General features: G+C 70.4%; 29 protein-coding genes and 1 pseudogene. 20 read left to right on the top strand and 10 right to left on the bottom strand.

What is annotated here, in order from left to right:
* The first annotated feature begins 54 nt into the window (after window positions 1-54).
* The 5 genes from SPR02S_RS12415 (at window position 55) to SPR02S_RS12395 (ending at window position 6,660) form a co-directional block, all read left to right on the top strand.
* Window positions 55-1,608 (top strand): hydantoinase/oxoprolinase N-terminal domain-containing protein, encoded by a 1,554-nt coding sequence (locus SPR02S_RS12415; protein ID WP_019057285.1) that lies wholly within the window; start codon window positions 55-57, stop codon window positions 1,606-1,608.
* Between the two features lie 40 nt (window positions 1,609-1,648).
* Window positions 1,649-2,755, top strand: coding sequence for an S-methyl thiohydantoin desulfurase family protein (locus SPR02S_RS12410; protein WP_019057284.1), 1,107 nt, complete (start codon window positions 1,649-1,651; stop codon window positions 2,753-2,755).
* A 108-nt stretch (window positions 2,756-2,863) separates the two neighbouring features.
* On the top strand, window positions 2,864-4,036 hold the full coding sequence (locus tag SPR02S_RS12405) for a DUF917 domain-containing protein (RefSeq protein ID WP_063746252.1): 1,173 nt from the start codon (window positions 2,864-2,866) through the stop codon (window positions 4,034-4,036).
* Window positions 4,033-5,637, top strand: a complete 1,605-nt coding sequence (locus tag SPR02S_RS12400; RefSeq protein WP_019057282.1) for a PucR family transcriptional regulator — start codon at window positions 4,033-4,035, stop codon at window positions 5,635-5,637. Before SPR02S_RS12405 ends, SPR02S_RS12400 begins: the two co-directional genes overlap by 4 nt.
* 219 nt (window positions 5,638-5,856) lie before the next feature.
* The gene (locus tag SPR02S_RS12395; RefSeq protein ID WP_019057281.1) at window positions 5,857-6,660 is read left to right on the top strand and encodes a hypothetical protein; all 804 of its coding nucleotides are present in this window, start codon (window positions 5,857-5,859) and stop codon (window positions 6,658-6,660) included.
* A gap of 1 nt (window position 6,661) precedes the next feature.
* Here the strand turns inward: SPR02S_RS12395 and SPR02S_RS12390 are convergent, their stop codons facing one another.
* Window positions 6,662-6,844 carry a DUF397 domain-containing protein gene (locus SPR02S_RS12390; protein ID WP_019057280.1) on the bottom strand — a complete coding sequence of 61 codons (183 nt, stop codon included), beginning with the start codon at window positions 6,842-6,844 and terminating at the stop codon, window positions 6,662-6,664.
* On the bottom strand, window positions 6,841-7,710 hold the full coding sequence (locus tag SPR02S_RS12385) for a helix-turn-helix domain-containing protein (protein ID WP_026150461.1): 870 nt from the start codon (window positions 7,708-7,710) through the stop codon (window positions 6,841-6,843). The genes SPR02S_RS12390 and SPR02S_RS12385 overlap by 4 nt, the downstream gene beginning before the upstream one ends.
* A gap of 187 nt (window positions 7,711-7,897) precedes the next feature.
* Between SPR02S_RS12385 and SPR02S_RS12380 the strand changes: the two genes are divergently transcribed.
* The 5 genes from SPR02S_RS12380 (at window position 7,898) to SPR02S_RS12365 (ending at window position 10,964) form a co-directional block, all read left to right on the top strand.
* Window positions 7,898-8,326: an ATP-binding protein gene (locus SPR02S_RS12380; protein ID WP_019057278.1), complete on the top strand. Its 429-nt coding sequence runs from the start codon at window positions 7,898-7,900 to the stop codon at window positions 8,324-8,326.
* On the top strand, window positions 8,307-8,645 hold the full coding sequence (locus SPR02S_RS62985; protein ID WP_158697806.1) for a hypothetical protein: 339 nt from the start codon (window positions 8,307-8,309) through the stop codon (window positions 8,643-8,645). The genes SPR02S_RS12380 and SPR02S_RS62985 overlap by 20 nt, the downstream gene beginning before the upstream one ends.
* Before the next feature lie 56 nt (window positions 8,646-8,701).
* Window positions 8,702-9,382 carry a transmembrane-type terpene cyclase gene (locus tag SPR02S_RS12375; protein ID WP_019057277.1) on the top strand — a complete coding sequence of 227 codons (681 nt, stop codon included), beginning with the start codon at window positions 8,702-8,704 and terminating at the stop codon, window positions 9,380-9,382.
* Window positions 9,383-9,424: 42 nt separating this feature from the next.
* Window positions 9,425-10,003, top strand: coding sequence for a GNAT family N-acetyltransferase (locus SPR02S_RS12370; RefSeq protein WP_019057276.1), 579 nt, complete (start codon window positions 9,425-9,427; stop codon window positions 10,001-10,003).
* 115 nt (window positions 10,004-10,118) lie between these two features.
* On the top strand, window positions 10,119-10,964 hold the full coding sequence (locus SPR02S_RS12365; RefSeq protein WP_019057275.1) for an MBL fold metallo-hydrolase: 846 nt from the start codon (window positions 10,119-10,121) through the stop codon (window positions 10,962-10,964).
* A gap of 33 nt (window positions 10,965-10,997) precedes the next feature.
* Here the strand turns inward: SPR02S_RS12365 and SPR02S_RS12360 are convergent.
* Together SPR02S_RS12360 and SPR02S_RS58940 are read right to left on the bottom strand one after the other, a co-directional pair.
* Window positions 10,998-11,254 (bottom strand): annotated as a pseudogene (locus SPR02S_RS12360) (helix-turn-helix domain-containing protein); the annotation flags it as partial.
* Between the two features lie 39 nt (window positions 11,255-11,293).
* Entirely contained in the window at window positions 11,294-11,575 is a 282-nt protein-coding gene (locus tag SPR02S_RS58940) for a hypothetical protein (RefSeq protein ID WP_019057274.1), read from the bottom strand.
* A gap of 323 nt (window positions 11,576-11,898) precedes the next feature.
* On the opposite strand from SPR02S_RS58940, the gene SPR02S_RS12345 reads away from it, so the two are divergent.
* From SPR02S_RS12345 to SPR02S_RS12325, 6 genes are all read left to right on the top strand, one after another.
* Window positions 11,899-12,504 carry a DUF3168 domain-containing protein gene (locus SPR02S_RS12345; protein WP_158697805.1) on the top strand — a complete coding sequence of 202 codons (606 nt, stop codon included), beginning with the start codon at window positions 11,899-11,901 and terminating at the stop codon, window positions 12,502-12,504.
* 1 nt (window position 12,505) lies between these two features.
* Entirely contained in the window at window positions 12,506-12,652 is a 147-nt protein-coding gene (locus SPR02S_RS64815) for a hypothetical protein (RefSeq protein ID WP_019057272.1), read from the top strand.
* A gap of 37 nt (window positions 12,653-12,689) precedes the next feature.
* The gene (locus SPR02S_RS55615) at window positions 12,690-13,046 is read left to right on the top strand and encodes an RES domain-containing protein (protein WP_019057271.1); all 357 of its coding nucleotides are present in this window, start codon (window positions 12,690-12,692) and stop codon (window positions 13,044-13,046) included.
* Between the two features lie 292 nt (window positions 13,047-13,338).
* Complete coding sequence (locus tag SPR02S_RS12335) at window positions 13,339-14,031, top strand: vWA domain-containing protein (protein WP_019057270.1); 693 nt, start codon at window positions 13,339-13,341, stop codon at window positions 14,029-14,031.
* Between the two features lie 2 nt (window positions 14,032-14,033).
* The gene (locus SPR02S_RS12330; protein WP_019057269.1) at window positions 14,034-15,230 is read left to right on the top strand and encodes a protein phosphatase 2C domain-containing protein; all 1,197 of its coding nucleotides are present in this window, start codon (window positions 14,034-14,036) and stop codon (window positions 15,228-15,230) included.
* Between the two features lie 3 nt (window positions 15,231-15,233).
* Complete coding sequence (locus SPR02S_RS12325; protein WP_026150458.1) at window positions 15,234-16,871, top strand: hypothetical protein; 1,638 nt, start codon at window positions 15,234-15,236, stop codon at window positions 16,869-16,871.
* Between the two features lie 35 nt (window positions 16,872-16,906).
* On the opposite strand, the gene SPR02S_RS12320 is transcribed toward SPR02S_RS12325, so the two are convergent.
* The 5 genes from SPR02S_RS12320 to SPR02S_RS12300 all read right to left on the bottom strand — a co-directional run bounded on the left by SPR02S_RS12320 (window position 16,907) and on the right by SPR02S_RS12300 (window position 20,360).
* Window positions 16,907-17,494, bottom strand: a complete 588-nt coding sequence (locus SPR02S_RS12320; protein WP_020684171.1) for a hypothetical protein — start codon at window positions 17,492-17,494, stop codon at window positions 16,907-16,909.
* On the bottom strand, window positions 17,484-17,669 hold the full coding sequence (locus SPR02S_RS58935; RefSeq protein WP_019057268.1) for a hypothetical protein: 186 nt from the start codon (window positions 17,667-17,669) through the stop codon (window positions 17,484-17,486). The genes SPR02S_RS12320 and SPR02S_RS58935 overlap by 11 nt, the downstream gene beginning before the upstream one ends.
* 32 nt (window positions 17,670-17,701) lie before the next feature.
* Complete coding sequence (locus SPR02S_RS12310; protein WP_019057267.1) at window positions 17,702-18,397, bottom strand: Type 1 glutamine amidotransferase-like domain-containing protein; 696 nt, start codon at window positions 18,395-18,397, stop codon at window positions 17,702-17,704.
* 83 nt (window positions 18,398-18,480) lie between these two features.
* A complete protein-coding gene (locus SPR02S_RS12305) occupies window positions 18,481-19,278 on the bottom strand; it encodes an ABC transporter permease (RefSeq protein WP_052346970.1) in 798 nt (265 codons plus the stop codon).
* A 68-nt stretch (window positions 19,279-19,346) separates the two neighbouring features.
* Window positions 19,347-20,360 (bottom strand): daunorubicin resistance protein DrrA family ABC transporter ATP-binding protein, encoded by a 1,014-nt coding sequence (locus SPR02S_RS12300; RefSeq protein WP_019057265.1) that lies wholly within the window; start codon window positions 20,358-20,360, stop codon window positions 19,347-19,349.
* Window positions 20,361-20,454: 94 nt separating this feature from the next.
* Between SPR02S_RS12300 and SPR02S_RS12295 the strand changes: the two genes are divergently transcribed.
* Window positions 20,455-21,252, top strand: coding sequence for a TetR/AcrR family transcriptional regulator (locus SPR02S_RS12295; protein WP_019057264.1), 798 nt, complete (start codon window positions 20,455-20,457; stop codon window positions 21,250-21,252).
* Here SPR02S_RS12295 and SPR02S_RS12290 read toward each other — a convergent pair.
* Window positions 21,236-22,231, bottom strand: coding sequence for a hypothetical protein (locus SPR02S_RS12290; RefSeq protein WP_019057263.1), 996 nt, complete (start codon window positions 22,229-22,231; stop codon window positions 21,236-21,238). The genes SPR02S_RS12295 and SPR02S_RS12290 overlap by 17 nt on opposite strands.
* Before the next feature lie 118 nt (window positions 22,232-22,349).
* Here SPR02S_RS12290 and SPR02S_RS12285 point away from each other — a divergent pair, with 118 nt between their 5' ends.
* The 3 genes from SPR02S_RS12285 (at window position 22,350) to SPR02S_RS12275 (ending at window position 24,847) form a co-directional block, all read left to right on the top strand.
* Window positions 22,350-23,096 (top strand): SGNH/GDSL hydrolase family protein, encoded by a 747-nt coding sequence (locus tag SPR02S_RS12285; protein ID WP_019057262.1) that lies wholly within the window; start codon window positions 22,350-22,352, stop codon window positions 23,094-23,096.
* A 115-nt stretch (window positions 23,097-23,211) separates the two neighbouring features.
* Window positions 23,212-23,799 (top strand): Uma2 family endonuclease, encoded by a 588-nt coding sequence (locus SPR02S_RS12280; protein WP_019057261.1) that lies wholly within the window; start codon window positions 23,212-23,214, stop codon window positions 23,797-23,799.
* Window positions 23,800-23,854: 55 nt separating this feature from the next.
* Complete coding sequence (locus SPR02S_RS12275) at window positions 23,855-24,847, top strand: aldo/keto reductase (RefSeq protein ID WP_019057260.1); 993 nt, start codon at window positions 23,855-23,857, stop codon at window positions 24,845-24,847.
* The last annotated feature ends 31 nt before the right edge of the window (window positions 24,848-24,878 follow it).

Raw genomic sequence — 24,878 nt, 5'->3', positions numbered from 1 at the left:
GCCCGGCGGCACCGCCCAACGCACCGCATCGCCCCACCTGTCTGGAGACATCCCGTGCGCATCGGAATCGACGTCGGAGGAACCAACACCGACGCAGTACTGCTGGACGGCTCGACCGTGCTGGCCGCGACCAAGGCGTCCACCAGCCGTGACGTGACCACCGGCATCGTGCAGGCGCTGGACGCGCTGCGGGCCCAACGCGCCTTCCAGCCAGGCGAGTTGACGGCGGTGATGATCGGCACCACGCACTTCATCAACGCCCTCGTGCAGGCCCGCGACCTGGCGCCGACCGCCGCGCTGCGGCTCGGCCTGCCCGCCACCGCCTCACTGCCGCCGATGGTCGACTGGCCGCGGCGGCTGGTCGGCGCGGTGTCCGGGCGGGCCTATCTCGCGCACGGCGGCCACGAGTTCGACGGCCGGCACATCGCCGAGCTGAACGAGGCCGAACTGCGCGCGCACGCCGCCGACATGGCCGCGCACGGGGTCCGCTCGGTCGCCATCTCCTCGGTGTTCTCGCCGGTCAGCAACGAGTTCGAACTGCGCGCCGCGGAAGTGCTCGCCGCCGAACTCGGTCCCGACGTGGCGCTCTCGCTCTCCCACGAGATCGGCCGCATCGGCCTGCTGGAGCGGGAGAACGCCACCATCGTCAACGCCGCGCTGCGCGAACTCGCCGCGCACATCGTGGACGGCCTGATCCGCTCGCTGGCCGACTACGGCATCACCGCGCCGCTCTACCTGAGCCAGAACGACGGCACCCTGATGGACGTCGAGTACGCCCGCCGCTACCCGGTCGCCACCTTCGCCTCCGGACCGACCAACTCCATGCGCGGCGCGGCCCTCCTCTCCGGCCTGGGGACCTGCGCCGTCGTGGATGTCGGCGGTACGACCAGTGACGTCGGGGTGCTCAGCGGCGGCTTCCCCCGCGAGGCCACCACCGAGGTCAGCATCGCCGGTATCCGCACCAACTTCCGGATGCCGGACGTGGTCAGCATCGGCATCGGCGGCGGCAGCCTGGTGCGCGAGACCGCCGACGGGCCGACCGTAGGACCGGACTCGGTCGGCTACCGGCTGACCGAGGAAGCCCTGGTCTTCGGCGGCTCCACCCTCACCGCCACCGACCTCGCGGTCGCCGCGGGGCGGGCCGACATCGGCGACCCGGTCGCGGTCGCCCGTCTCGATCCGACGCTGGTGAAGGCGGCCCTGGACCGGATCGCCGTGGACGTCGCGGACATCGTGGAGCGGATGCGTACCTCCGCCGACCCGCTGCCGGTGGTGGCGGTCGGCGGCGGGTCCGTGCTGCTGCCGGACGACCTGCCCGGCGCCGGCGGAGTGCACCGCCCGGACCACTTCGCGGTCGCCAACGCCATCGGCGCGGCCATCGCCCAGGTCGGCGGCGAGGTCGACCGGGTGTACGCGATCGGCTCGGGCCGCCGCGAGGCGGTGGTGGACGAGGCCCGGCAGGAGGCCGTCGACCGGGCGATAGCGGCCGGCGCCGACCCGGCGGGCGTCCGCATCGTCGACTTCGACGAGGTCCCCGTCCCCTACCTCCCCGGCAACGCCACCCGTATCCGCTGCAAAGCGGTCGGCGACCTCCAACTCCCCGCCTGAGCGCTGCCCGCGACACAACCCCCGACAGGAGCACAACCCCATGAGCTGGAAGCTCGGCCTGGACCAGCTGACCGACCTCGCCCGCGGCGCCGCCCTGCTCGGCACCGGCGGTGGCGGCGACCCCCTGATCGGCCGCCTCCTGGTGGAGCAGGCCATCCGGGAGCACGGCCCGGTGACCGTACTGGACCCCGAGGAACTCGACGACGACGCGTTCGTCATCCCCACCGCGATGATGGGCGCCCCGACCGTGATGGTCGAGAAGATCCCCAGCGGCGCCGAACCGGTCGCCGCGCTGCGCGCCCTGGAGGCGCATCTCGGCCGCAGTGCCGACGCCACCATGCCGATCGAGTGCGGCGGCATCAACTCGATGATCCCCCTGTTCGTCGCCGCCCGCACCGGACTCCCGGTGGTCGACGCCGACGGCATGGGCCGGGCCTTCCCCGAACTCCAGATGGAGACCTTCTCGGTCTACGGCGTCCCCGGCACCCCGATGGCCATCGCGGGCGAGAACGGCGAGAGCGTGATCATCGACACCGGCGGCGACAACAAGCGCATGGAGTGGATCTCCCGCGGGGTCACCGTCCGCCTCGGCGGCTCCTCGCTGATCGCCGAGTACGCGATGACCGGCGCCGACGTGAAACGCACCGCCATCCCGCGCACCCTCTCCCTCGCGCTCGCCGTCGGCCGGGCCATCAGGCAGGGCCGGGAGAACCACACCGACCCGGTCGCCGTCCTGCGCGAGACCCTCGCCGGCACCATCTACACCCACCTGCGGGTGCTCTTCAGCGGCAAGGTCACCGACGTGGAACGCCGTACGGTCGAGGGCTTCACCCGTGGCCGGGCCCGCTTCACCGGCCACGACGGGCACTCCACGCTCGAACTCCGCTTCCAGAACGAGCACTTGGTCGCGGTGGTGGACGGTGACGTGGTGTGCATCGTCCCCGACCTGATCTGCGTCCTCGAAGGCGACACCGCCGAGCCGATCACCACCGAGGGGCTGCGCTACGGCCAGCGGGTCACCGTCGTCGGCATCTCGACCCCCGACCTGATGCGCACCCCCGAGGCGCTGGACGTCTTCGGCCCGTCCTGCTTCGGCCTCGACCATCCCTTCGTACCGGTCGAGCGGCTCGTCCCCGAAGCGCCCTGACCGGAGCGTACGACGGGATGTACGACTTGGTGTACGGCCCGCCCCCCGGTCGCACGACGAGGCGTACGACCGATGCCGACCCGGCCGGTCACGGTCCGACCTGGCAGGATGACCGATGTGACCGGTACGCCCGCCCGGACTTCCCCAGCCCCGGCCCTGATCCGCGCGGCCGACGTCGACGCCCTCGTCGTCGGTGTCAGCCTGCTGGGCTCGGGCGGTGGCGGTGACGCGGTGACCTTCGCCGGGGTACTGCGGCGCAGGCTCGGCGACGGTGAGATCGCCCTGATCAGCCCGGACGACCTGCCGGATGCGCTGACCGGCGGTCACGTCGTACCGATCGGGGTGGTCGGCGCGATCAACGTGCTCACCGAGAAGCTGCCCAGCGGGCGCGAGTTCCGCGATGCCGTGGCCGCCGTGACCCGGTGGACGGGCCGCCGCGCCGACGCCCTGATGGCGTGGGAGGCCGGCGGTCTCAACGGCCTCAGCGGGCTGGTCGCCGCCCTCGACCTCGGGCTGCCGTTCGTGGACGCGGACCTCATGGGCCGGGCGCTGCCCCGCCTGGACCAGTTCACCTGGGCGGTACGCGGCAGACCGCTGACGCCCTGCGCGCTGGCCGAGCCCAGCGGCCCGATCCTCGTCGTGGACAGCGCGGAGGGCGCGGACGGGGCGGCCGGAGCGAACGCCACCGGCCTGGAACGCACCGCGAGGTCCTTCGTCGCCTCGGCCGGCGGCTGGGCGGCGCTCGCGCTCTGCCCGACCGAGATCGGAGAGGCCACCCGCGACACCGTCACCGGAAGTCTCACCCGCGCCCTCGCGCTCGGCCGGGCGCACGCCACCCTGGACCAGGCACCCGCACCGGAGGCCGTAGCGGATGCGCTCGACGCCCGGGTGCTGGCCACCGGCCGCATCGTGGACGTGGTCAGGGAGGGCATGGGCCGCGGCTTCCGACGCGGCAGCCTCGCGGTGGTCGACACCGCCTCCGGCGCCGTCCTGCGCCTCGAAGCGGAGAACGAGTTCCTGCTCGCCATCCTCGACGGCGAACTCACCGCCAGCTGCCCCGACCTGCTCTGCGTACTGGACCGGCGTACGGCCGTCCCGCGCGCGGTGGAACGGCTGCGGGTCGGCGACGAGGTGATGGCGGTCGTCCTGCCGGGCCCGGAGTGGTGGTGGCAGGACGAGGCGATCGACCACGTATCACCGTCCGCCTTCGGCCTCGACGCACCGGCGGTCCGAACGGCCGTTGCGGGCACGCCCGTTGTGCACACAGGCGGTCCCCGATGACCACCGCCCGCCCCGGCGTACCGCTGGCCGCGATGCTGGAGCATCCCTCATGGCAGGACGTCACCGTGCTCGCCGGCAGCGGCGGCCACGGCGACCGGATCCTCACCGGCGCCGTGGTGCACGCCGAACTCTCCACCCCCTTCGCGGAGGTGGCCGGCCCCGACGCCCCGCTCACCGGCCGGCTGCTCGTCGTACTGCTGCCGGGAGAGCGCGGCGACTGGCGGCTCGACACCCTGCTGCGCCGGGCACACACGGCCGGGGCGGCGGCCGTGCTGCTCGCCGGGACCGAGCCGCTGCGCCGCGCGTCGCACGCGCTGGCGGCGCGGCTCGGACTGCCGGTCCTGGGCGCGGCCGACCCCCTGACAGCCCACTCGGCGCTGAACCTCGTCACCGCGCAGCCCCAGCTGATGACCGCCGAGACGGTCATCCGTACCGCCACCGCCTGCCAGCACGCGGGCGACACTGTGGACGAACTGCTCAACGGACTGACCACACTCCTACGCCGCCCCACCGCCCTCTTCCACCACGCGGGCGACCGGATCGCCGGACAGCGGGTGCTCTACGGCGACGAGACCGGCGCGGTAGCGGCCTGGCTCGGCGGCTCCAGCGCGCAGCACCCGGTGCCCCGGCTGGTGGAGCTGCCGAGCCGCGCGGTCCTCGTCATCCATCCGGTACCCGACACGAGCGGAGCCGGGCCGCCGTACTGGCTCGCCGTCCGGCTGCCCACCGCGCTGCGCGCCGAGAGCGACGCGGTGGCCGCCGCGCTGTCGGTGGCGGCCGGCGCGGTCCGCCAACGGCTCACGCTGCGCCGGCTCGGTCTGGAGCGCAGCGCCCGCAGCCGTGCCTCGCTGCTGGGTGAGCTGCTGCACCTGGCCGGTGACGCGCCGGTGGCGGTGCGGCGGCGGGCGCTCGACCTCGACTGGCAGCTCGACGGCTGGCACACCGGGGTACGGATCGGCGTCGCGCCGGAGGTCGATGTGGCCGGTCTGCGCGCGGACGTCGTCGCCGCGCTCGGCGCCGAGGAACTGGACGCGGCCGTGGTCGAGCAGGGCGACGGGTGGTCTGCGTGGATCACCGCCGGGCGTGAGCCGTCCGGCATCGAGGTCGAGCGGCTGGCCGGTGCGATCCGCCGGGCGCAGCGGCGGCTCGCCGACACCGTCGGCACGTATGTCGGGGTCGGCCGGGTGCACGCCGGTCCCGAGGGCATCGCGCGCACCCTGGGCGAGGCGGGCGACGCCGCTCGCCTCGCCCAGGGACGCGCCGCGACGGGCCGTTTCCTGCACGTCGACCGGCTGGGTCTGGCCCAGCTGCTGCTGGCCTGGACCCGGACCGACACCTTCCAGCCCGCCGCCCGGTCCCTGCTCGAACCCCTGGTCGGCGAGAGCGGCGACCTGGTCCGCACGCTCGCCGCGTTCCTGGACGCCGAGTCCTCGACCGCCGAGACCGCCGCGGTGCTCGGCGTCCACCGCAACACCGTCACCGCCAGGATCGCCCGAGTCCAGCAACTCCTCGGCGTCGACCTCGCCGACCCCGACGAACGCCTGGCCCTGCACCTGGCCTGCCGCACGGCCCTGACCTCGCCGCCGCCGGAGGGGCCGTGAGGCGCGTTTCGCCGACGCCTGTCGTGCCGAGGACAATGCGGGGCGGCCTGCGGCCGACGTCCAGGTGAACCCGTAACCCGGACAAACCCACCACACGCCACAGCCACGTAACAGCGAACGCACAAGGGACAACTCCCACCCCACCACGCCGGTCGAACTCGACGCGTCGCACACCTGCGGCGCAACTCCTCGATTCCCGACCGAAGTTGGAGTTGCCCCATGCCCAGGAAATCCCTGCCGACACGGCTCGCCGCCACCGCCGCGCTGCTCCTCGCCACCGGCGCCCTGTCCGCACCGGCCGCCTCCGCGGACCCGTCCCCCGGCGACGCGTACGTAGTGACCGTGACGACGAACCCGGCGACCACCACCTACGGCAACCGCCACGTCGACGTCACCGGCACCGTCACCAAGGCGGACGGCACCCCGGCGCCGAACATCCCCGTCACGGTCGAGGAAGTCGTCCAGTTCACGACCTGGAACCCGTGGGGCGACCCGATCGACCCGCACTACTACGAGCCCCGCGACCTGGGTAAGCCGGTCACCGACGCCAACGGAAAGTTCACGATCCCGGACGTCGCAATCGACCACGCCACCGACAGCAGCCTGCTCAACGTCGAGCGCGGAGTCCAGATCACCGCCCTCTACGACGAGGACGGCGACCTCAACACCCCGCAGGACGGCTACTTCGCGGACACCACCGTGGGAGTCAACACCCAGTCCAGTTCGGTCAGTTACCGGCTCAGCAAGAAGAAGGTGAAGGCCGGCGACATCCTCACCGTCACGGGCAAGGTCACCCTCCCCAAGGGCGTCCAGCCCCAGGGCACGGAGGTCTTCCTGCAGACCTACTGGGAGCAGGAGTACGACACGAAGGTGACCGCCACGTATGACGGCTTCTTCGTCATGTCGGTACGGGTCACCGGCTACGACGACACGTTCACCCTGCGCACGGCGCCGAGGGATATGTACGTGGCGGGGGCACAGCAGGCTCTGCCGATCACCAACACGTCGTTGCCTCGGGGGTAGTTCAGAGGTATTGGACGAAGTTGCGCCAGGCATCGCGGGAGACGGTGAGGAGGGGAGTACCGTCTTCCGGGCGCTTGCTGTCGCGGACGGCTCGGCCGTGGTCGGTGGTGTCGGCGACCTCTACGCAGTTGCCCTCGCCGGTGGAGTACGACGACTTCCGGAAGGTGCTTACGATCTCGGTCACGATGTGTTGTCCTTGCTGCTCCGCAGTGCACTTCGAATCAGTCGCACACTGGCGTCCGGTCCCAATGCCGCCGATCGTAGTTGGTCGTACGCGTTGGCGTAAGCGGCAAGATCCTCAGCACCTTCAAGAACCGAAGTACCTCGCAAGTTGTCCATAGTTACGGCTTCGACGGTCGGCTCGGACTCGAAACTGAAAGAGGAGAAGGCGTACGTAGAACCCGCCACCGCCCCCGCGCTGAACGGCAACACCTGGATGGTGACGTTCTTCCGCTCACTCACCTCAAGGATCCTGGACAACTGCTCCCGGTGAATCTCGACGCTCACCATCGGCTGCGTGACCACGGCTTCCCAGAGGATGGCCGTGTACGTTGCTCCACCCTCCTCGATCTTCGCCTGTCGCCCCTCGCGCACCTTCACCAACTGGGCGATCCGTTCGGGGGCGATGTAGTGAGGAGTCGAGGCGATAACCGCCTCCGCGTAGGCCGGAGTTTGCAGCAACCCGGGTACGAGCACCGGTTGCCATTCCCGGATGTACGTGGCGTCGTCCTCCAACGCGATGTGATCGACGTAGTCCGGCCGTAGGTGTGCGGCGTGCTCCAGCCACCAGCCCCGGTTCTTGGAGTGCTTGGCCAACTCCTCCAGTTTGACGCGGACTTCAGAGTCCGTGACGCCGTACGCATCCAGTAGCAACCGCACCTCGATCACGCGAGCGGTGACGTGTCCGCTCTCAAGTCGGCTGATCCTGGCCTGCCTTGCCGCGATGACCTCGGCGGCCTGCGGCTGATCGAGCTTGGCCGCGTGCCGGTACTGCCTGAGCGCCGTACCCAAACGCCTGCTGCGTACCGTCGGCCGTCCACCTGCGGGCATGGGCCCTCCCCTCTTCTTTCGGCAACGATGCCACACGGACCGCTCCCTCCGAGAGCATGTCACTCGATCGAGTGGACAGGTGAATGCATTCACTCGAACCTGTTGCGCAGGCGCCGAATCCGGCCGTAGCTTCGTGAAGGCGCCGCAGCGCAGCCCAACTTGACGCCACGTCAGGACGGAGTCCCCCATGCCCGCGTCCGAGAGCTTCCTCATCCCCAAACACCGCCGACACGTCCCCACCGCCCGCCAACGCGTCCGCAAGACCCTCGCGGACTGGGGCATCACCGACGAACTCGCCGACGCCGTAACCCTGTTGGCCAACGAACTGGTCACCAACGCCGTGACCCACTGCAAGGTCTCCCACTCCCAGGTCAAGGTCGAACTCGCCCTCAACAGCAGGGAGTTGGTCCTGGAGGTCTCCGACCCGGACCGGGACAGACTCCCCCGACCGCACGACTCGACCCCGGACGAGGAAGGCGGCCGGGGCCTCGCGCTCGTCGCCGCGCTGGCTGACAACTGGGGATGTCGGCAGGAGCCGTACGCGAAATGCGTGTGGGCGAGGTTCGACCTGGAGGGGGTTCAGGCTCATGGTCCTCATGTTCCGGCGACTTTATGAGGCGACGACCCGCCTGCTCACGCACAGAACTCCCCGAACTCCCCTGCCGGACACGGACCTTGGCGGAGAAGTCCGGACGCCCGACCCCTACGTATGGCGACTCCCAACCCCCCACGACGCCCGCTGGAAGCGCTGGCACAAACGCTCCCGCGCGGCCGGCCGCCACCTGCCCTTCCCGCTCGACGAACCCTGTTGGCAACTCCCGCCCGAGCCCCAACAGCCGCCCTGGCAGGCCGAGTCCGACCTGGTACGCCTCTACGTCCCTACGTCACACTCACGTAAGACGGACATCGCCCACACCCCCGAACGTGTCTGTTAGCGTCCGCGCGACCCCTCGAAGATCCGCAACTCGAAGATCCGTAACAGGAGACGCAGATGCATATCGCCCTCATCCTCGCGAGCGGCATCGCCTGGACGATCGTGTACATCGAAGCGATCCGCGTCGGGTTCCGCGAACGCACCTACGCCATGCCCGCCGTAGCGCTGGGTCTGAACTTCGCGTGGGAGTGGACGTACGCGGTGCACAACCTGGCCTTCGACCCGTCGGTGCAGGGCGGTATCAACCTGGTGTGGGGCATCGCCGACGCGGTCATCGTGTACACGTTCTTCCGGTACGGGCGTGCCGAGTTCCCGTCGTTCGTCACGGCGCGGATGTTCGGCGGCCTGAGCGTGCTGCTGTTCGGGATGTCGTTCGCCGTGCAGTGGCTGTTCCTGGCGAAGTTCGGCGCGGAGGACGGGGCCGCCTACTCGGCGTTTCTCCAGAACCTGTTGATGTCCGCCCTGTTCATCGCGATGTTCGTCGCACGGCGCGGACTGCGCGGGCAGTCGGTGACGATCGCGGTGGCCAAGTGGCTCGGCACGCTCGCGCCCACGATCCTGTTCGGCGCCATCCAGCACGACGGTTTCCTGCTCGGGCTGGGCATCATGTGCAGCGTGGTCGACCTGGTCTATGTGTGGTTGTGCGTGGAGGCGAAGCGAAACGGCGGCGTGGGTGACGCACCCGAGCCGCCCCGTACCGTGACAACGCGGGCCGACAGTGCATCCATGGAGGCATGACCAGCACAAACAGGACGGCACGGGTACACGTACGATCGGCCGGTGAACGAGCACCAGACCGTGATCCTGCACGCGGGTGCGACGCCGTCCGCTCCCGCCCTCCTCCTTCGCCCCTGGCGCACGGAGGACGTCGCCGCACTTGTCGAAGTGTTCCGGGATCCGACGCTGCGCCACTGGACCAGTTCAGGCGTGGAGAACGAGGCCGATGCGCTGCGGTGGATACGGGACCAGGAGCGGAACTGGGCGACGGGAGACCACCTCGCTTTCGCGGTCCTCGAAGCGGAACCCCAACCCACCTCCGGCCAAGGCCAGTTGGCGGGCCACGTGATCCTCAAGGGAGCGGCCACCGGCAAACCGTCGGCCGAGGTGGGCTACTGGACCGCCGCGCACGCCCGCGGGCGAGGTGTGGCACCGCGCGCGTTGGCGGCCCTCAGCGACTGGGCCTTCGACACCCTGGGGCCCGACGGGTTGGAGCGCCTGGAACTCCTGCACCAGGTGGACAACCCGGCCTCCTGCCGCGTGGCCCACAAGAGCCGGTACCCCCTCGACACCGTCCTGGCTCCGGCACCGCCCGCGTATCCCCGCGAGGGCCATCTGCACGTACGACACAGGCCCGGCTGAGACGAGGCGTTCGCCCCGGCGGGGGGCTCGGGAAGAGGCCCAGCAGGGCCGGCTGTTGGTGTCGGTGTCGGTGTCGGTGTCGCCAAGTGGTGAGTTCTTGGAGGGGGAGGTTCTGGTGTCGTCTTCGAAGCGGGTCGCGTCGGTCACGGGTGTGCAGCTTCCGATCTGCAGTACGTGCGGCGTGCAGTACGGGGCACCGCGCGCTGATTGCCCGATCTGCCTGGACGAGCGGCAGTACGTCGGTTGGGACGGCCAACAGTGGACGACGCTGGCCGAGTTGCGCGCCGGCGGCCGTCGCGGTCGGCTTTCTGAGGAGGGACCCGGTGTGATCGGGGTGGGTGCGGTGCCGTCGGTGGCCGTCGGCCAGCGCGCGCTGCTGATCCGCTCACCGTCCGGCAACGTGCTGTGGGACTGCGTGGGCTACCTCGATGACGACCTTGCCGCCGAAATCGAGGATCTGGGTGGGATCAGCGCGATCGCCGTCAGCCATCCGCACTTCTACGGCGTGATGACCGAGTGGGGCCGGGCCTTCGACGTTCCCGTGTACGTCCATGCCGCGGACCGTGACTGGGTCGGACGGCCCGATCCGGTGATCGAGTACTGGACGGGCGACACCCACCGGATCGCGCCTGGCATGACGCTGATCAACGCAGGCACGCACTTCGCCGGAGGCACCGTGCTGCACTGGGCTGACGACCCGGAGAGGCGCGGTGCGCTGTTCAGCGGTGACATCTTCATGGTGGTGATGGACCGGCGGTGGGTCAGCTTCATGTACAGCATCCCCAACTTCATTCCGGAGCGACCGAGCACCATCCGCCGCGCGCTCGCGCTGGTCGAGCCTTTCCCCTTCGAGCGCATCTACGGGGCGTTCTGGGGGCGAGTGGTCAGCGCCGACGGGGCAGCCGCGGTCCAGCGTTCCGCGGAACGGTACCTGCGCTTCGTGGCGGAAAGCGGCTCTTAGCGGAGCCGGGCCGGACGGGTGCGCAGTCAGGGGGCGGGCGAGCAGGCACCGTGACGCCTCGCGGCCGATGCGGATCACCCGCCCGTGCACTTTCCGCAGGCAGGCGACCAGCGGGTGAACGGCCGGCCGAGCTCGACCGGCCGTGTGGTGACCGTCGCGATGACGAAATCCTCGTCGTCATAGCCGAGTTGACGGGGACGGCCTCCCGCCCACCGAGGGTCCAGGCAGGCCGGGCCGATCTCGTTGAAGCAGTGGATCACGTCCCGGATGGTGTCCTCGTCGGCCTGCAAACCGCACATCCAACCGCCACGACCACCAACCCGGCGAACCTACGCGGTCACAGCACTGGCCGAGACCGCGGGCTTGCACCTCACACGGCGTCGCTCGTCGTCCGTGACCGTGTCGCACAGCGCAGAGAGCAGGGTCTCCGCCTCACCCAGCTCCCCGGGGACCGGCCCCACGCCCTGCCCCACGCCCGGCCCCACGCCCGGCCCCGCGCCCGGTGCCCGCCCGGCTCCCGCCGCCAGGAACCGCTCGGCGGCCTCCAGCAGCCGTTCCACCCGATCCAGCGGCTCCTCCTGGCCGGTGCCGCCCATGCCGTTCCCCGTCATTCCCCACCCCGATTCGGCACATGCCCATTCCGCACCCGGCCGCCGCGCGCGGCACGCGGTGTTCCCCGCCGGATTCGAGACCGGGCCCCCCGGAGGCGATCTTCCGGAATTCTGTCGGCCGGGCCCGCCGAATGCTATACACCCACCCAATTATCAAGAAATTCCAGAGGGGGCGCATGGACGAGTACGAGGCACGACTCATCGCGGCGCTGACGAGAGATCGGTAGGCGATACTAGAAAAACTCACCTCGGAAGACCGGAACCGCCTTGACGCATTGCTCGACCTGGCCGCCGAAAGGGGTGACGAGCGACGGCAGAAGGCCGTGACCCGTGCCGTCGCGGCCCACCTGCGTGCCGCCCTGCCGGAGGACGAGGTCCGGGCGGCGGTCGAGAGGCGGTTCACCGGTACGACGTCGGCCCCGCCGCACGAACTGCTGGCCGCGTTCGCCTCGTTCAGCGGCCGGTCGACAGAGCCGCACGGAACCCGGTCGGCAGCGCCGCACAGCACCGGGTCGACAGCACCGCACGCCACCGGGTCGACAGCGCCGCACGGCACCGAGCCCGCCCCGGTCGGCGACGCGGAGGCCCAACCCTCGCCGTACGAACGGCTGTTGGCCGCGCCCGCGCTCACCGAGGACGACCTGCGGGACAACTTCGGTGTGGAGGCGACCGCTCCCGAGCTGATCCGCCTGCGCCGCCGCGACGGCACGGAACGGCTGCCGGCCTTCCAGTTCGACGGCACGGGCCGGCCCCGGGAGGTGGTCGTCGCCGTCAACCGCATGCTGGGCGCCGCGGAGGATCCCTGGGGGGTGGCCGACTGGTGGCTCGGCCCCAACCCCTGGCTGGCCGCGACCCCGGCGGCACTGCTCGGCAAGGGTCTGGACGGACAACTGCTCGCCGCGGCGAGCGTGGTGGGCGAGGAGGACTGACATGGCCCGAGGCGCACGACTGCCCGACCGGGGCACGGCCGAACCGAAGCGGATCGACTGGCAGGCGGGCCAGGTCCTGTACCGGGTGCACTCGCAGCATCGCAAGGCGGTCCAGTTCAACCCGCGTCCTGCCGCGCAAGGAACTTGAGGGCAAGCGGCTCTCGCAGGTCCGGCTGGCCCAGGACGTGGCACTGCTCTCGCTGCACACCGTGTTCGACCTCTGCGGCGTGCAGCAGAACAACGACTGGCTGGTGCGGTCCGAGCCCACGGAGTACGCCTTCACCCGCCGCTGGACGCACTGGCTGCGCGCCGAAGCGCCCTGGGCGCAGGGCTTCCTCTACGGGTCGCGCCTCGCCTTCCCGAACGTGTCACTGGTGCTGTTCGACCTCGACGCAGACAGCGATCTGCTGGAGGCCACCGGCGAACCCGCGCGTGACCTCGACGAACCGGACAGCGTGCGGTGGCTCGACAGCCGGCTGAGGCCGTTCCACGTCAGGGTCGGGCCCCCGGACGCCGCGGACGGCACCGGCACCTGGGCCTGACGCCCTTATAGCGGACCGCGGGCGAAAGCCGGGCGTTTTCCGGGTTCTTACCGGTTATTTGGACGAACCGCAGACCGATCACCCGCACACGTGCATACTTTTCCATCAGTAACCGACCGTGCTGCCACAGCCGCACCTTTCGGCGCGTTCCCTGTCGCACGCAACGGCGTCCACTCGATTTCCTCGTCGAGAAAAGTCGAGAAAACACGCCGTTTTCCGTACGGCGTCTCTACGCCCATTTTCCCTTTCTGCCTTCCGCCTTCCGCCTTCCACTTTCCACGTCAGGACAGGAATGTCTGCATTCTCGAACGTCGAACGCCCCGCCGTGTTTCCCGTCTGCCTCTGCATCGACGTCTCGTACTCGATGCAGGGCCCGCCCATGACCGCCGTCAACGACGCCCTCCCCGAGATCAAGGCCGCGATCAAGAGCGACCCGTCCACCGGGGAGATCGCGCGGCTCGCCGTGGTGACCTTCTCCGACCAGGCCGACATCGTGCTGCCCCTGACCGACATCGCGTTCGCCGACATGCCCGTGCTGTCACCGCAGGGCGGCACCAACTTCGACGTGGGGCTGCGCGCCTCCGGTGACGCGCTGCGCGACGGCATCAAGGGCCTCGGCAAGGGCAGCGCCTACCACCAGCCGGTGATCTTCTTCATCAGCGACGGCGAGCACAACGCGGACGTCGACTGGACCCACGCCCGGGGACAGATCACCTCCAAGGAGGACAAGTACGGGGCGCAGATCGTCAGCTTCGGCTTCGGCAAGGCCAACCGGGAGACCATCCAGCAGGTCTCGACGGGCTTCGCCTTCTTCACCGACGAGAGCGACCCGGGAACGGCCGTCCGCGAGATCCTGCGCACGGTGCTCAGGAGCATCCGGACCACCTCCAGCAGCTTCTCCTCGGCCACCGGGGGCGCGCTCTCGGTGCCGCTCGACGGAACGAAGCTCACGCAGCTCCCGCTCACCCAGCACATGGTGAACTGAGCGTGCGAGTAGGCAAGTTCATCGGGCGCAAGGGCCGGCACGCGGCTGCGGCGCCGGGCCACGGGGCCGCCGTACCGGACACCACCGACACGACGGAGCCGGGCACGGCGGACCTCACGCCGCCCGGCCCCACGCCGCCCGGCCCCACGCCGCCGGAGCCCATGGCCACCGCCGTGGACAACGTCTCCGCCACAGACGGCTACTCCGCCACGGACAGCCACTCCGCCACGGACGGCGACTTGGCCACGGACGCCGTCCTCGCCTCCGGTACTCCCGGTACTCCCGGTACTCCCGATGACGACAACGCAACAGGCACCGCGCTTCCGCCCGTCGCCCCGCCCCGCACCCTGGCCACCGACGCCCCGCAGGTGGGAGACCATCTGCAACCCCTTCCGCTTCCCCGACTCGCGCCTACGACAACCTCGTTGCCCGGACTGCGGGCCGACGGGGGGCTGCTGGGCGACCGGTGGCTGGGCGCGGCCAGCCTTGTCGGGCAGTCGCACCTGAACGGCGGCAGCACGGCACAGGACGCCTACCAGTTCACGCTCTCCGACGACGGCTCCCTGCTGATCGCGGCGGTCTGCGACGGCATGGGCTCGCGTCCCCTGACCTCACAGATCGGCGCGGTCCTCCTGGCCTCCCTGCTGTGCGAGGAGGCTCGTACGGTCACCGCCGGAAAGCTCGCGGCCGACCCGCGCGCCGTACTGGGCGGCATCCTCGACGCGGCCTGCGCGCGGGTGACGCAGGTGCGCACGGCGGGGCTGCCCGGCCTGACGGACCGGGACCTGTCCTGTACGGCCGCCCTGGCGCTGCTCCCGGCCACGGGCACCGGCTGGGCCGCCCGGGTCGGGGACTGCGCGGTGCTGCGGCTGGCCGGCGAGGCGTGGGAGACCGTCTTCGCCCGCGACGGCGGACCGGTCAACATGGTCTCCGCCGCGCTGCCCCACCCCACTCCGGCGGAGGTCGCCGAGTACGCCCCGCTGGCCGAGGAGAGCCCGGGCGACTGTCTGATCCTGGCCTCGGACGGGCTGGCGGAGGACGCCTTCGGCTCGCCCGCGGTGCGCGCCTGGCTCGCCGAGCGCTGGTCGCGGCCCTGCGACGCCGCCGCGATGGCGGACTCGCTGCGCTACCGGCGCCGCGGCTCGCACGACGACCGGACCGCCCTCGTGGTGTGGTCACGGCAGCTGCGGAACGGATGACCGATGCGCATCGTCACCAGCAGGCTCGGCCGCAGATACCAGGTCGAGTCGCAGCCCTTCAACACAGACGGCGGCCAGGGTCTGCTGTACCACTGCGTCGACGAGGACGGAGTGGGGCGCGTCTTCAAGGAGTACAAGACTCCCGAGTCCGCGTCGTCCGAGGTCCACCGGCTGTACCAACTGGCGCTGCTCGGCTGGGACGCCGTCCACCGCGCCGAGAACGGCAGCAACCCCGCGACGTACGGCGGGCTCGCCACGACCGCCGAATCGTCCATCAACTGGCCCATCGACGTGATCCACGGCAGGAACGGCGCCGTGGAGGCCGTCATCCTGCCCCTCATCCCGCAGACCTTCATGTTCACGAACTCGGACGGAAAAGTAGCGCCCCGCACGCTCGACTTCCTCTACCTGGCCCGGGCCGAGCCGCCACCGCCACAGGCGCGGGTACGCCTCGGTGTACTGCTGCGCGTGTGCGACATCTTCAAGCAGCTGGAGGACCTCAAGCTCACCCACGGGGACCTGGCAGCGAAGAACCTCGTGTGGCGGGAGCAGGACACCCACGCCTATCTGATCGACTGCGACGGGCTGACCCCGTGGAGCACCCCGGCCACGCACGGCGTCGCCACGCAGGAATGGACGGACCCGCGCCGCATCGCCGGTGTGATCCCGGCGCACGACCGGTTCAGCGACCGGTTCGCCCTCGCCCTGGTGCTCTACCGCGGCCTGTTCCTCAACCCCGGTGGCCCTCGATGGCCGCAAGGGCACCAGAGAGGGCAGTGGATCAAGCCCTCGCAGTTCCCCGGCCGCCTGGACCCGGCGCTACGACAGCTGTTCAGCCGCGCGCTCGACGACCCGTTCGCCACGAGTACGCGGCCCAGCGCGGCCGAATGGCATCGCGCCCTGCACACGGCCTTTCTGACTCCGAGCCGCCTGCCCTCCTACCGTGCCGACGCGCTGCGCGTCCTGGACGACTACGCCGCCCAGCACCGACAGGCGATCCAGCACCAGCGCGCGGCCCCGCGAACGGTGCAGAGCCCGGCGCACGGCCTTCCGCCCCAGACACCCTCGCCCCACCCGCAGCCCCAGCCCCAGCCCCAGGTGCAACCGCAGCCCCAGGTGCAACCGCAGGCGTACATCCCCATCCCGCTCCCGCGCCCCGTACCGCAGTCGCCCTGGACACCCGCGCCCGCCCGTCGGAGCAACAGCACGCCGAAGTTCCTCGCGGTGCTGGTGACAGTGGTCGCGGCGATCGGCATCGGCCTCGGCGTCTACGTCGTCCAGCAGAAGTCCGCCGACCCGACCACCGCGGTCCCGCTCTCGGCGGGGCCGCCCTGCCCCACCGCCGTGGCCGACCGCATCCCGGACGGCACCGGAGCGACGCTGCTGCACGCCTACACGACGGAGTCGAGCCTCATCCGGCTGTGCAAGACCACGAGCGGACAGATCTACTACGACGGCACCTGGCTCCACCCGGACGCCACCCACAAGGCGTCCGAAGCGGTCACCGTCCCCGCCGAGGCCACCACGGACGGCTACCAGGCGGCCAACCAGGGCTATCTGTACGTCATCGAGGGCGAGTGGGTCATCGTCCACCAGCCCACGGGCCCGACGAAGAAGTACCGCCTCACCGAAGCCGGTTGAGCGTTCCGTCCCGGGGCTCAGCGGCGTCCCGGGGCTCACCGGCGGCGCGCGGCGAGTGCCTCCAGTACGGCGGCCGCGCTGACGGGATTGCGTGTCACCAGGTGCACCGGCCAGTCGGGGTCGGCCGCCAGCGCGATCTCCAGCGCCCCGAGGACGGCCTCCGCGCTCTTGCGCGCGTCCAGGCCGCCGCGCCCCGCGCCGAACAGGGGCAGGGCGACGGACCGCAGCGGGAGCCCGCCGGAATCCCGCTCCTGGCCCGCCGCAGGCTCCCGGAGATCGTGCGGCGGAACGTCTTGGACATCTCGAAGTAGATGTTCTCCGACGACACCAACACATCGACCCGCTCGATCAGTTCGATGGGCGCCACGTGCAGGGTGATCGTCACCTCGCCGTGCGGAAAGGGCGTCTCCACCGGATGCCGCCCCCGCCCGCACGAGCGGGGGCGGCTGGGGCGGCTGGGGCGGCTGGAACGACCCGGGCGCGGTGTACTCCGCACCGGACACCACAGGTTCGGCTCCCGCCAGAATCGCCTCGGCGACCTGGCGGACGAGCAGCTTCTCCTGGTGCTTGCGGAAACGGTCGGCGCCGATCCCCGCCAGGTCGGCGGCCTTGTCACGCCGCACCTTGCCCGACAGCGCGCGTGCCAGGTTCCAGGCCGAAGGTCAACCGGCCCAACTCCCGCTGTCCGGGGCCGAGTCCGTCGACCGCGCGGCGCAACGCGTTCTCCACCACGGCCGTGTCGACCTCGCCCCGCCCCGGTCCCGGGCGCCCGTCCGCACCGGCGGACCGCGCGAGCACGCCCGGCAACGGAATCCGCCGAACTCGCTACGTCACGGATGGATCGGATGTACCGGAGGGACCGGATGAAACCGCCACCGCCCCTCGGAAACGACCTCCACCTTGCCGTCCCTGACGCGCACGGCCGTGTCGTCGTCGATGAAGTAGAGCGGGAAGTTCGCCCGCGCCACGATGCGATCGGCCCAAGTGTCGTCCCGCTCGGGGAAGTTCGGCGAGTACAGATGCGGCTTGAGGTACCAGTCGAAGAGGCCGAACGGCGGCTCGACGGTCGTCGCGCCGAGCAGGTGGAGGTCCGCGGTGTCCCCGATGACGTCGGCGGAGTGCGCGGTGAGATTGCGGCTGAAGATCATCGACCCGGCGCTGACCCCGACATAGACCCGGCTCTCCAGCGCCTCCAGGAAACCGTCGGCCAGGCCGTTGCCGGTGATGCTGCGTGCGAGGTGGTAGTGGTTGCCGCCCTCGACATAGACGACGTCGGCGTGGAGCAGCCGGTCGAGGACCAACTGCCGGGGCAGGCCGTTCAGTTCAAGGACGTCGAACTCCCGCCAGCCGAGGCCGTGCAGCCGGTTCAGGTCCTCGACGAACCAGCCGTGGTCCCCCGGCTCGGCGACCGACGCCGTGGGGACGTACACGACGTTCGCCGATCCGAACGGCTTTCCCAGCATGTCCCGCAACGCGTCCCGCAGGGTGTCATTGCGCAGGCCACTGGCCGTCAGCAGAAGATTCATCGGGCGAGCCAAGCACGGCCGACGGGAGCGCGCAACGAACCCCGGGACGCGCACCGCGCGCCCCTTGCCGCCTACCGGGCCGCCTACCGGCTGAGCCTGCGGAACCTCCGTACCGCCAACGGCAGGAACAGCAGCGTCAGCGCCGCCGGCCACGCCCCCGCGAGCAGCAACGCGTGCTGTTCCGGCCAGGACGTGCCCTGTCCCGTCGGTGCGCCGAAGAGCGCGCGGGTGGCGCCGGCCGTCGAGGAGAGCGGGTTCCAGAGCGCGGCCTGGCCCAGCCAGTGGGGCATCTGCTGCGGGGAGACATAGATGCTGGAGATCATCGTCAGCGGGAAGACGATCGCGAACAGCCCGCCCACCTGCTCGGGCCCCGGCAGCAGCAGTCCCAGCCAGACCCCCACCCAGATCAACGCGAACCGCAGTGCCAGAAGCAGCGCTACGGCCTTCACGAAGCCGACGCCGAAGTCGGGTCCCGAGCCGAACTCCGGGCGCCAGCCCATGCCGTACGCCGTGGCCATCATGATGCCCAACTCGGCGCAGGCGACGATGAGATCGGTCGCACCGCGCCCCGCGACCACCGCCGACGGCGCCATCGGCATGGAACGGAACCGGTCGATGACACCCTTCTTCGCGTCGTTCACGAAGATCGTCGCCGTGGAGACGAACCCCATGGCGACCGTCATCACGAACATGCCCGGCATCAGGAACGCCTTGTAGTCCCCGCCGCCCGGCACCCGCATCGCCTTGCCGAAGACGTAGCCGTACAGCAGCACGGACAGGATCGGGAAGCCCAACTGCCAGAGGATGCTGACCGGTTGGCGCCGGTAGTGGGTCAGGCCGCGCCGGACGACGTTCCAGCAGTCCGCGACCGTCCAGAACAGACGCCCGTGCTGCGGCCGTCTGCGGTACGTCCGCCCGGTCGCCTCGGACGCCGTCGACGCGCCGCCGCTCACGCCGCCGCCCCCTCGGCCGCCGGAGCCTCGAACTCCGGCTCCTGGTCCGCCGGTTCCTCTTCCGTACGGCGGCCCGTCAGCCGGAGGAACACGTCGTCCAGGCTCGGGCGGCGCAGGCCGATGTCCTCGACCGGGATGCCGTAGTGCTGAAGGTAGCGGGCGACCTCGCTCAGTGACCCCACCCGGTCGACGACCGGCGCGTGCACCCTCAACTCCCCCATGTCGGCCTCCGGTTGGCCACCGTGAGCCACCCTCGCGACCGCCTGCAACGCGTACGGGATGTGGGCCGGTTCGCGCACCACGACCTCGACGCGGTCGCCGCCGACGCGGTTCTTGAGGCCGTCGAGGGTGTCGTCGGCGATGGCCCGGCCCTGGTCGATGACGGTGATGCGGGAGGCCAGCCGGTCGGCCTCCTCCAGGTACTGCGTGGTGAGCAGGACGGTGGTGCCGTCGGCCACCAACTGCCGCACCGCCTCCCAGACTTCGCCCCGGCTGCGCGGGTCGAGGCCGGTGGTCGGTTCGTCCAGGAACAGGACAGCCGGCGCCAGGATCATCGACGCGGCGAGGTCCAGACGGCGGCGCATGCCACCGCTGTAGCCGCCCGCGCCCTTGTCCGCCGCGGCCTCCAGGTCGAACTGGCGCAGGAGTTGGGCCGCCCTCAACTTGGCCCGCTTGCGCCCGAGATGGAAGAGGCGGCCGAACATCTCCAGGTTCTGCCGGCCGGTGAGGATCTCGTCGATCGCCGCGTACTGGCCGGTGAGCCCGATCCGCGAACGCACCTGGCGCGGCTGCCGGGCCACATCGAGACCGGCGACGGTCGCCCGACCGCCGTCGAGCCGGACGAGGGTGGAGAGGATACGGACGGCGGTGGTCTTACCGGCCCCGTTCGGACCGAGCAGCCCGTGCACGGTGCCCTCGCGGACGGCCAGGTCGAAGCCGTCGAGGGCGCGTTTGTCGCCGTAGCGCTTCTCCAGCCCTTCGGCCTCGACCACGTACCCGTCACCGCTCATGCCCTTCCCTCCCTCCCGTACCGAACTGCGTGCACCGTATCCGATAGCGCGTACGGTGTACTCGGTTTTCACCCATGGACCTACACTCCCCCGCATGACGAGCAGGCCACCGAACTCGAACTCGACGGACTCCAGCGGCAGCGGTGACATCGATCGCACCCTCGAACTGCTGTGGAACACCGGCCCGCGCCCCACCCGCGGACCGAAACCGGGCCTGAGCGTCGACCGGATCGTGGACGCGGCCATCCGCATCGCGGACGAGGAGGGACTGGACGCGGTCTCCATGCGCCGGGTCGCCACCGACCTCGGCACCGGCGCGATGTCCCTGTATCGCTACGTCCCCGGCAAGGCCGAACTCCTCGATCTGATGCTGGACCGCGTCCGCTTCCCGGACCACCCCAACGACCGCGACCGCAGCGGCAGTTGGCGTACGGCACTGGAAACCGCCGCCCGCGACGCCCTCGCCGTCCACCGGCGTCACCCCTGGCTGCTACGCGTCAACCAGTCCCGCCCGCTCCTCGGCCCCCGCGCCCTCGCCACCCTGGAACACCTGCTCGCCCGCATCCGCCCGATGGGCCTGACCGACCCGGAACTCGTCTCGACGGTCGTCATGATCGACGGCTACGTCGTCGGCGCCGCGCGCACCCAGGTCCACCAGGAGGAGGCGGCCCGCAGCACCGGCCTGACCGACGCGGAGTTCTACGGCGCCCAGGTCCCGGCGCTGGAGAAGGCGATGGCGACCGGCGCGTACCCGACCCTCGCGTCCCTCTCCCCCGACACCTTCACCGCGAGCTTCGACCACTTCGGGTTCGGGCTCGGACGCATCCTGGACGGACTGGAGATGGTGGTCCAACAGCGGTGCGCGGCACAGGAGTTCAGCGGCGACGCGTGAGGCGCCGCAGCCCGAACAACGCCCCGCCGACGACCACGACGGCCAGGGCGCCGATCTTCACACTGTTCCCCGAGCCGCCGTCACTGTCACCGCTCGCCGAACTCCCGCCCCCGGAGGGCGACTTGGAGGAGTCCGAGCCACCCCCAGGAGCATCCTCGGCCTGCACCGGACTGTCGGTGCCCTCGCTCCCGTACATCAGCTTGGTCCCGTCGGCGGAGTAGCTGACGGACTCCCCCTGCCCCTGCAACGGCACGTCGAGGCGCCCCTCGCGCTTGATCTTCCCGCCGTTCCAGTCGTAGTAGATCCCGCCCAAGTACCCGCGTACGGCGAGCTGTTGGCCGTTGGGCGAGAACGCGGCGTCGGTGGCCCAGAGGTCCACGGCGGCGATGGGCTTGAAGTAATTCGTCCCGGAGGAGGAGAGCGTGGCCGGGCCCTCGAACAGATGCCCGCCGTCCTCCTTCTTGTCGATGATGTACACGCGCCCGGTCTTGGGGTGCACGAGCAGCGACTCGGCGTTGCGCGCCCCGTCCGAGTACTTCACGACGTACTGCGTGGCCCGGATCGTCTGGTTCTTGAGCACCTTCGGCTCGGGCAGCTTGTAGATCCAGACGTAGGGCCAGGTCCCGTCGAGGTTGTCGCCGATGTCGCCGATGTAGATCTCGTTGTGCGGCCCGATGGAGATCGCCTCGACGTCACGCGGTTTGCCGACCCCGCTGAAGGTGACCGTGGCGACCGTCTTGCCGGTGCTGCTGTCGACGGCGTAGATGTACGGGCCGTCGTCGCTGTCGTTGTGCGTCCAGTAGATGCCGGGGTGGAGGTGCGAGGCGGCGAGCCCGCTGGACTCGGTGATCCGGGAGTCCGTGATCGTGAACCCCTTGTCGCCCTTGCCGTCACCGTCGTCGGAGGGTGCTGCGGCTGCGGGCAGAGCGAGCGCGCCGACGAGGAAGCCGGCACCGAGGAACGCGAGGAAGCGACGCATGCCCCAAGCCTGCCATCCCGTGCGGTGCGGAACGGAGAGTGCTGTAGCGGGCCGGGCGTGGTGGGCCTCACACCCCACCCGTTCCATCCATCGATGGTTGATCGTCCATCATGAGCGGATGCTCAGGTTCATGCCCGTAGGCGACTCCATGACGATCGGGAGCGCGGGCGAACACACTTGGCGTTACCGGATGTGGCAGCACCTGCGCGCGACCTATGGCGGCCCGTTCGCCGTGGTCGGCCCGCGCGAGACGCTGTACGACAAGGCGACGGACACGCCCACGTCGTACGAGTACGCCGACCCCGACTTCCCGCACTTCCACCTGGCCGGCTGGGGCGAGGGCTGGCTGCACATGGCCCCGCTGATCGGCGAGGCGGTCCGCGCGCACCGGGCGGACGTGCTCCTGGTCTCCCTCGGCCTGATCGACCTGGGCTTCTACACGAACGCGACGCAGACAGCCGACAACATGCGGTCCTTCGTGGCGGAGGCCCGCACCGCGAAGCCGTCCGTCCGCATGGTGTTCCTCCCGGTGATCCCGAACGTCCGCGCCCGCACGGACGCGCCCTTCGCCACCGAGGTCGCCCTCTTCAACGAACTCCAGGCGAAGGCGGTCGCCGACCTGGACGAACGGCGCTCCCCTCTCCTCCTGGCCTCCCTCCCGGAGTCGTACGACGTCGACCACGACACGTACGACGGCACGCATCCGAACGCGGCCGGCGAGCACAAGATCACGGGGGCGTTCGCGGGGGCGATGCATCAGGCGTGGGGGGTGGGTGGGGAGTACGGCGAGGACGACCCGGCCGGGAGCGACAGCACCCAACACCGGCCGCACCACTCCTCGTCGAGGCGGTCGGCCCGCCGCTGACCGGGGCGTGATCACGCCGGTCGAGGGCGTGATTCCCGCGTCTCCCGGTCACCGTGCGTATCGTTGTACCGCGCGGCTGCACTTGTGTGGAGGGCGGCCGGGGAGGAGCGCCACGATGACCGTCCTTGAAGACAGGATCGCGATGGCCAAGAGCGACGACGAGATCACGCTCGACGAGCTGTTCGAGCGGATCGAGAAGATGCCCGCCCCCGAGGGATACAAGGTCGAGATCGTCGAGGGGACCGTGTTCATGTCGCCGCAGAGGGACACCCACTGGGAGATCATCCTGGACTTCGTCGAACAGCTGCGGACCAAGTACCCCCGGAAGCGCGTGAAGTCAGACGTCCGTATCGACTACCCCGGTCACCTCAACGGATTCGCGACCGACGTGACGGCGATGGCCGAGGGCGCCGAGAAGACGGAGAGCGGGCGCTGGCGCTACCAGGACGTCGAGTTCGTCGCCGAGGTCATCTCCAAGGGAACCGCCGCCAACGACTACGGCCCGAAGAAGGCCGCGTACGCCCTCGCCGAGGTCCCCGTCTACGTCATCGCCGACCCGTACCAGGGCCGCTGCCACATCTACACCCACCCCAAGGGCGACGACTACACGACCGAGACGAAGGTGGCGTTCGGGGACGACCTCGATCTCACCGACACGGTGGTCGGCCTCACCCTCACCACCGACGAGTTCCCCCGCGACTGATCCCCCTTTGATCCCCCTTGCATAGAGCGCACTCAAAGTCGTTGGCTAGGTACTCATGAAGTACACGCAGCTCGGACGCACAGGCCTCAAGGTCAGCCGACTGGTCCTCGGCACGATGAACTTCGGACCGCAGACGAACGAGGCGGACAGCCACGCGATCATGGACGCGGCGCTGGACGCGGGGATCAACTACTTCGACACCGCGAACGTGTACGGCTGGGGCGAGAACAAGGGCCGCACCGAGGAGATCATCGGCAGCTGGTTCGCCAAGAGCCCCGACCACCGCGACAAGACGGTCCTCGCCACCAAGGTCTACGGCAACATGGCCGCCGACGGCGACGCCTGGCCCAACCACGACAAGCTCTCCGCGGTCAACATCCGGCGGGCCGTGGACGCCAGCCTGAAGCGGCTACAGACCGACTACATCGACATCTACCAGTTCCACCACATCGACCGTGACACCCCGTTCGAGGAGATCTGGCAGGCGATCGACACCCTCATCCAGCAGGGCAAGATCCTCTACGTCGGTTCCTCGAACTTCCCCGGTTACAAGATCGCCCAGGCCAACGAGATCGCCGCGCGGCGCGGTGGCACCATCGGCCTCGTCAGCGAGCAGTGCCTCTACAACCTCGCCGAGCGCCGCGCCGAGATGGAGGTCATCCCGGCCGCGCAGGAGTACGGCCTCGGGGTCATCCCCTGGTCCCCGCTCCAGGGCGGACTCCTCGGCGGGGTCATCAAGAAGGAGATCTCGGGCGGCCGCCGGGCAAGCGGCCGGGCCGCGGACACCCTCGCGAACCCCACCTCACGCGCCCAGATCCAGGCCTACGAGGACCTCCTCGACAAACACGGCATCGAACCCGGCGAGGCAGCCCTGGCCTGGCTCCTCACCCGCCCCGGCATCACCGGCCCGATCGTCGGCCCGCGCACGGCCGAACAACTCGACAGCGCGCTGAGGGCCGTAGAACTGGAACTGAGCAAGGAGATCCTGACGTCGCTGGACGAGATCTTCCCGGGTCCGGGCCCGTCGCCGGAGGCCTTCGCCTGGTAGACGCCTCAAGGGCAAGCGCCCCTTTTTCAGG

This window comes from Streptomyces prunicolor NBRC 13075 (assembly GCF_000367365.1).
Classification (GTDB): Bacteria; Actinomycetota; Actinomycetes; order Streptomycetales; family Streptomycetaceae; genus Streptomyces; species Streptomyces prunicolor.
The sequence above is the reverse complement of the archived record's forward strand: the minus strand, read 5'-3'. Positions and strand labels throughout refer to the sequence as shown.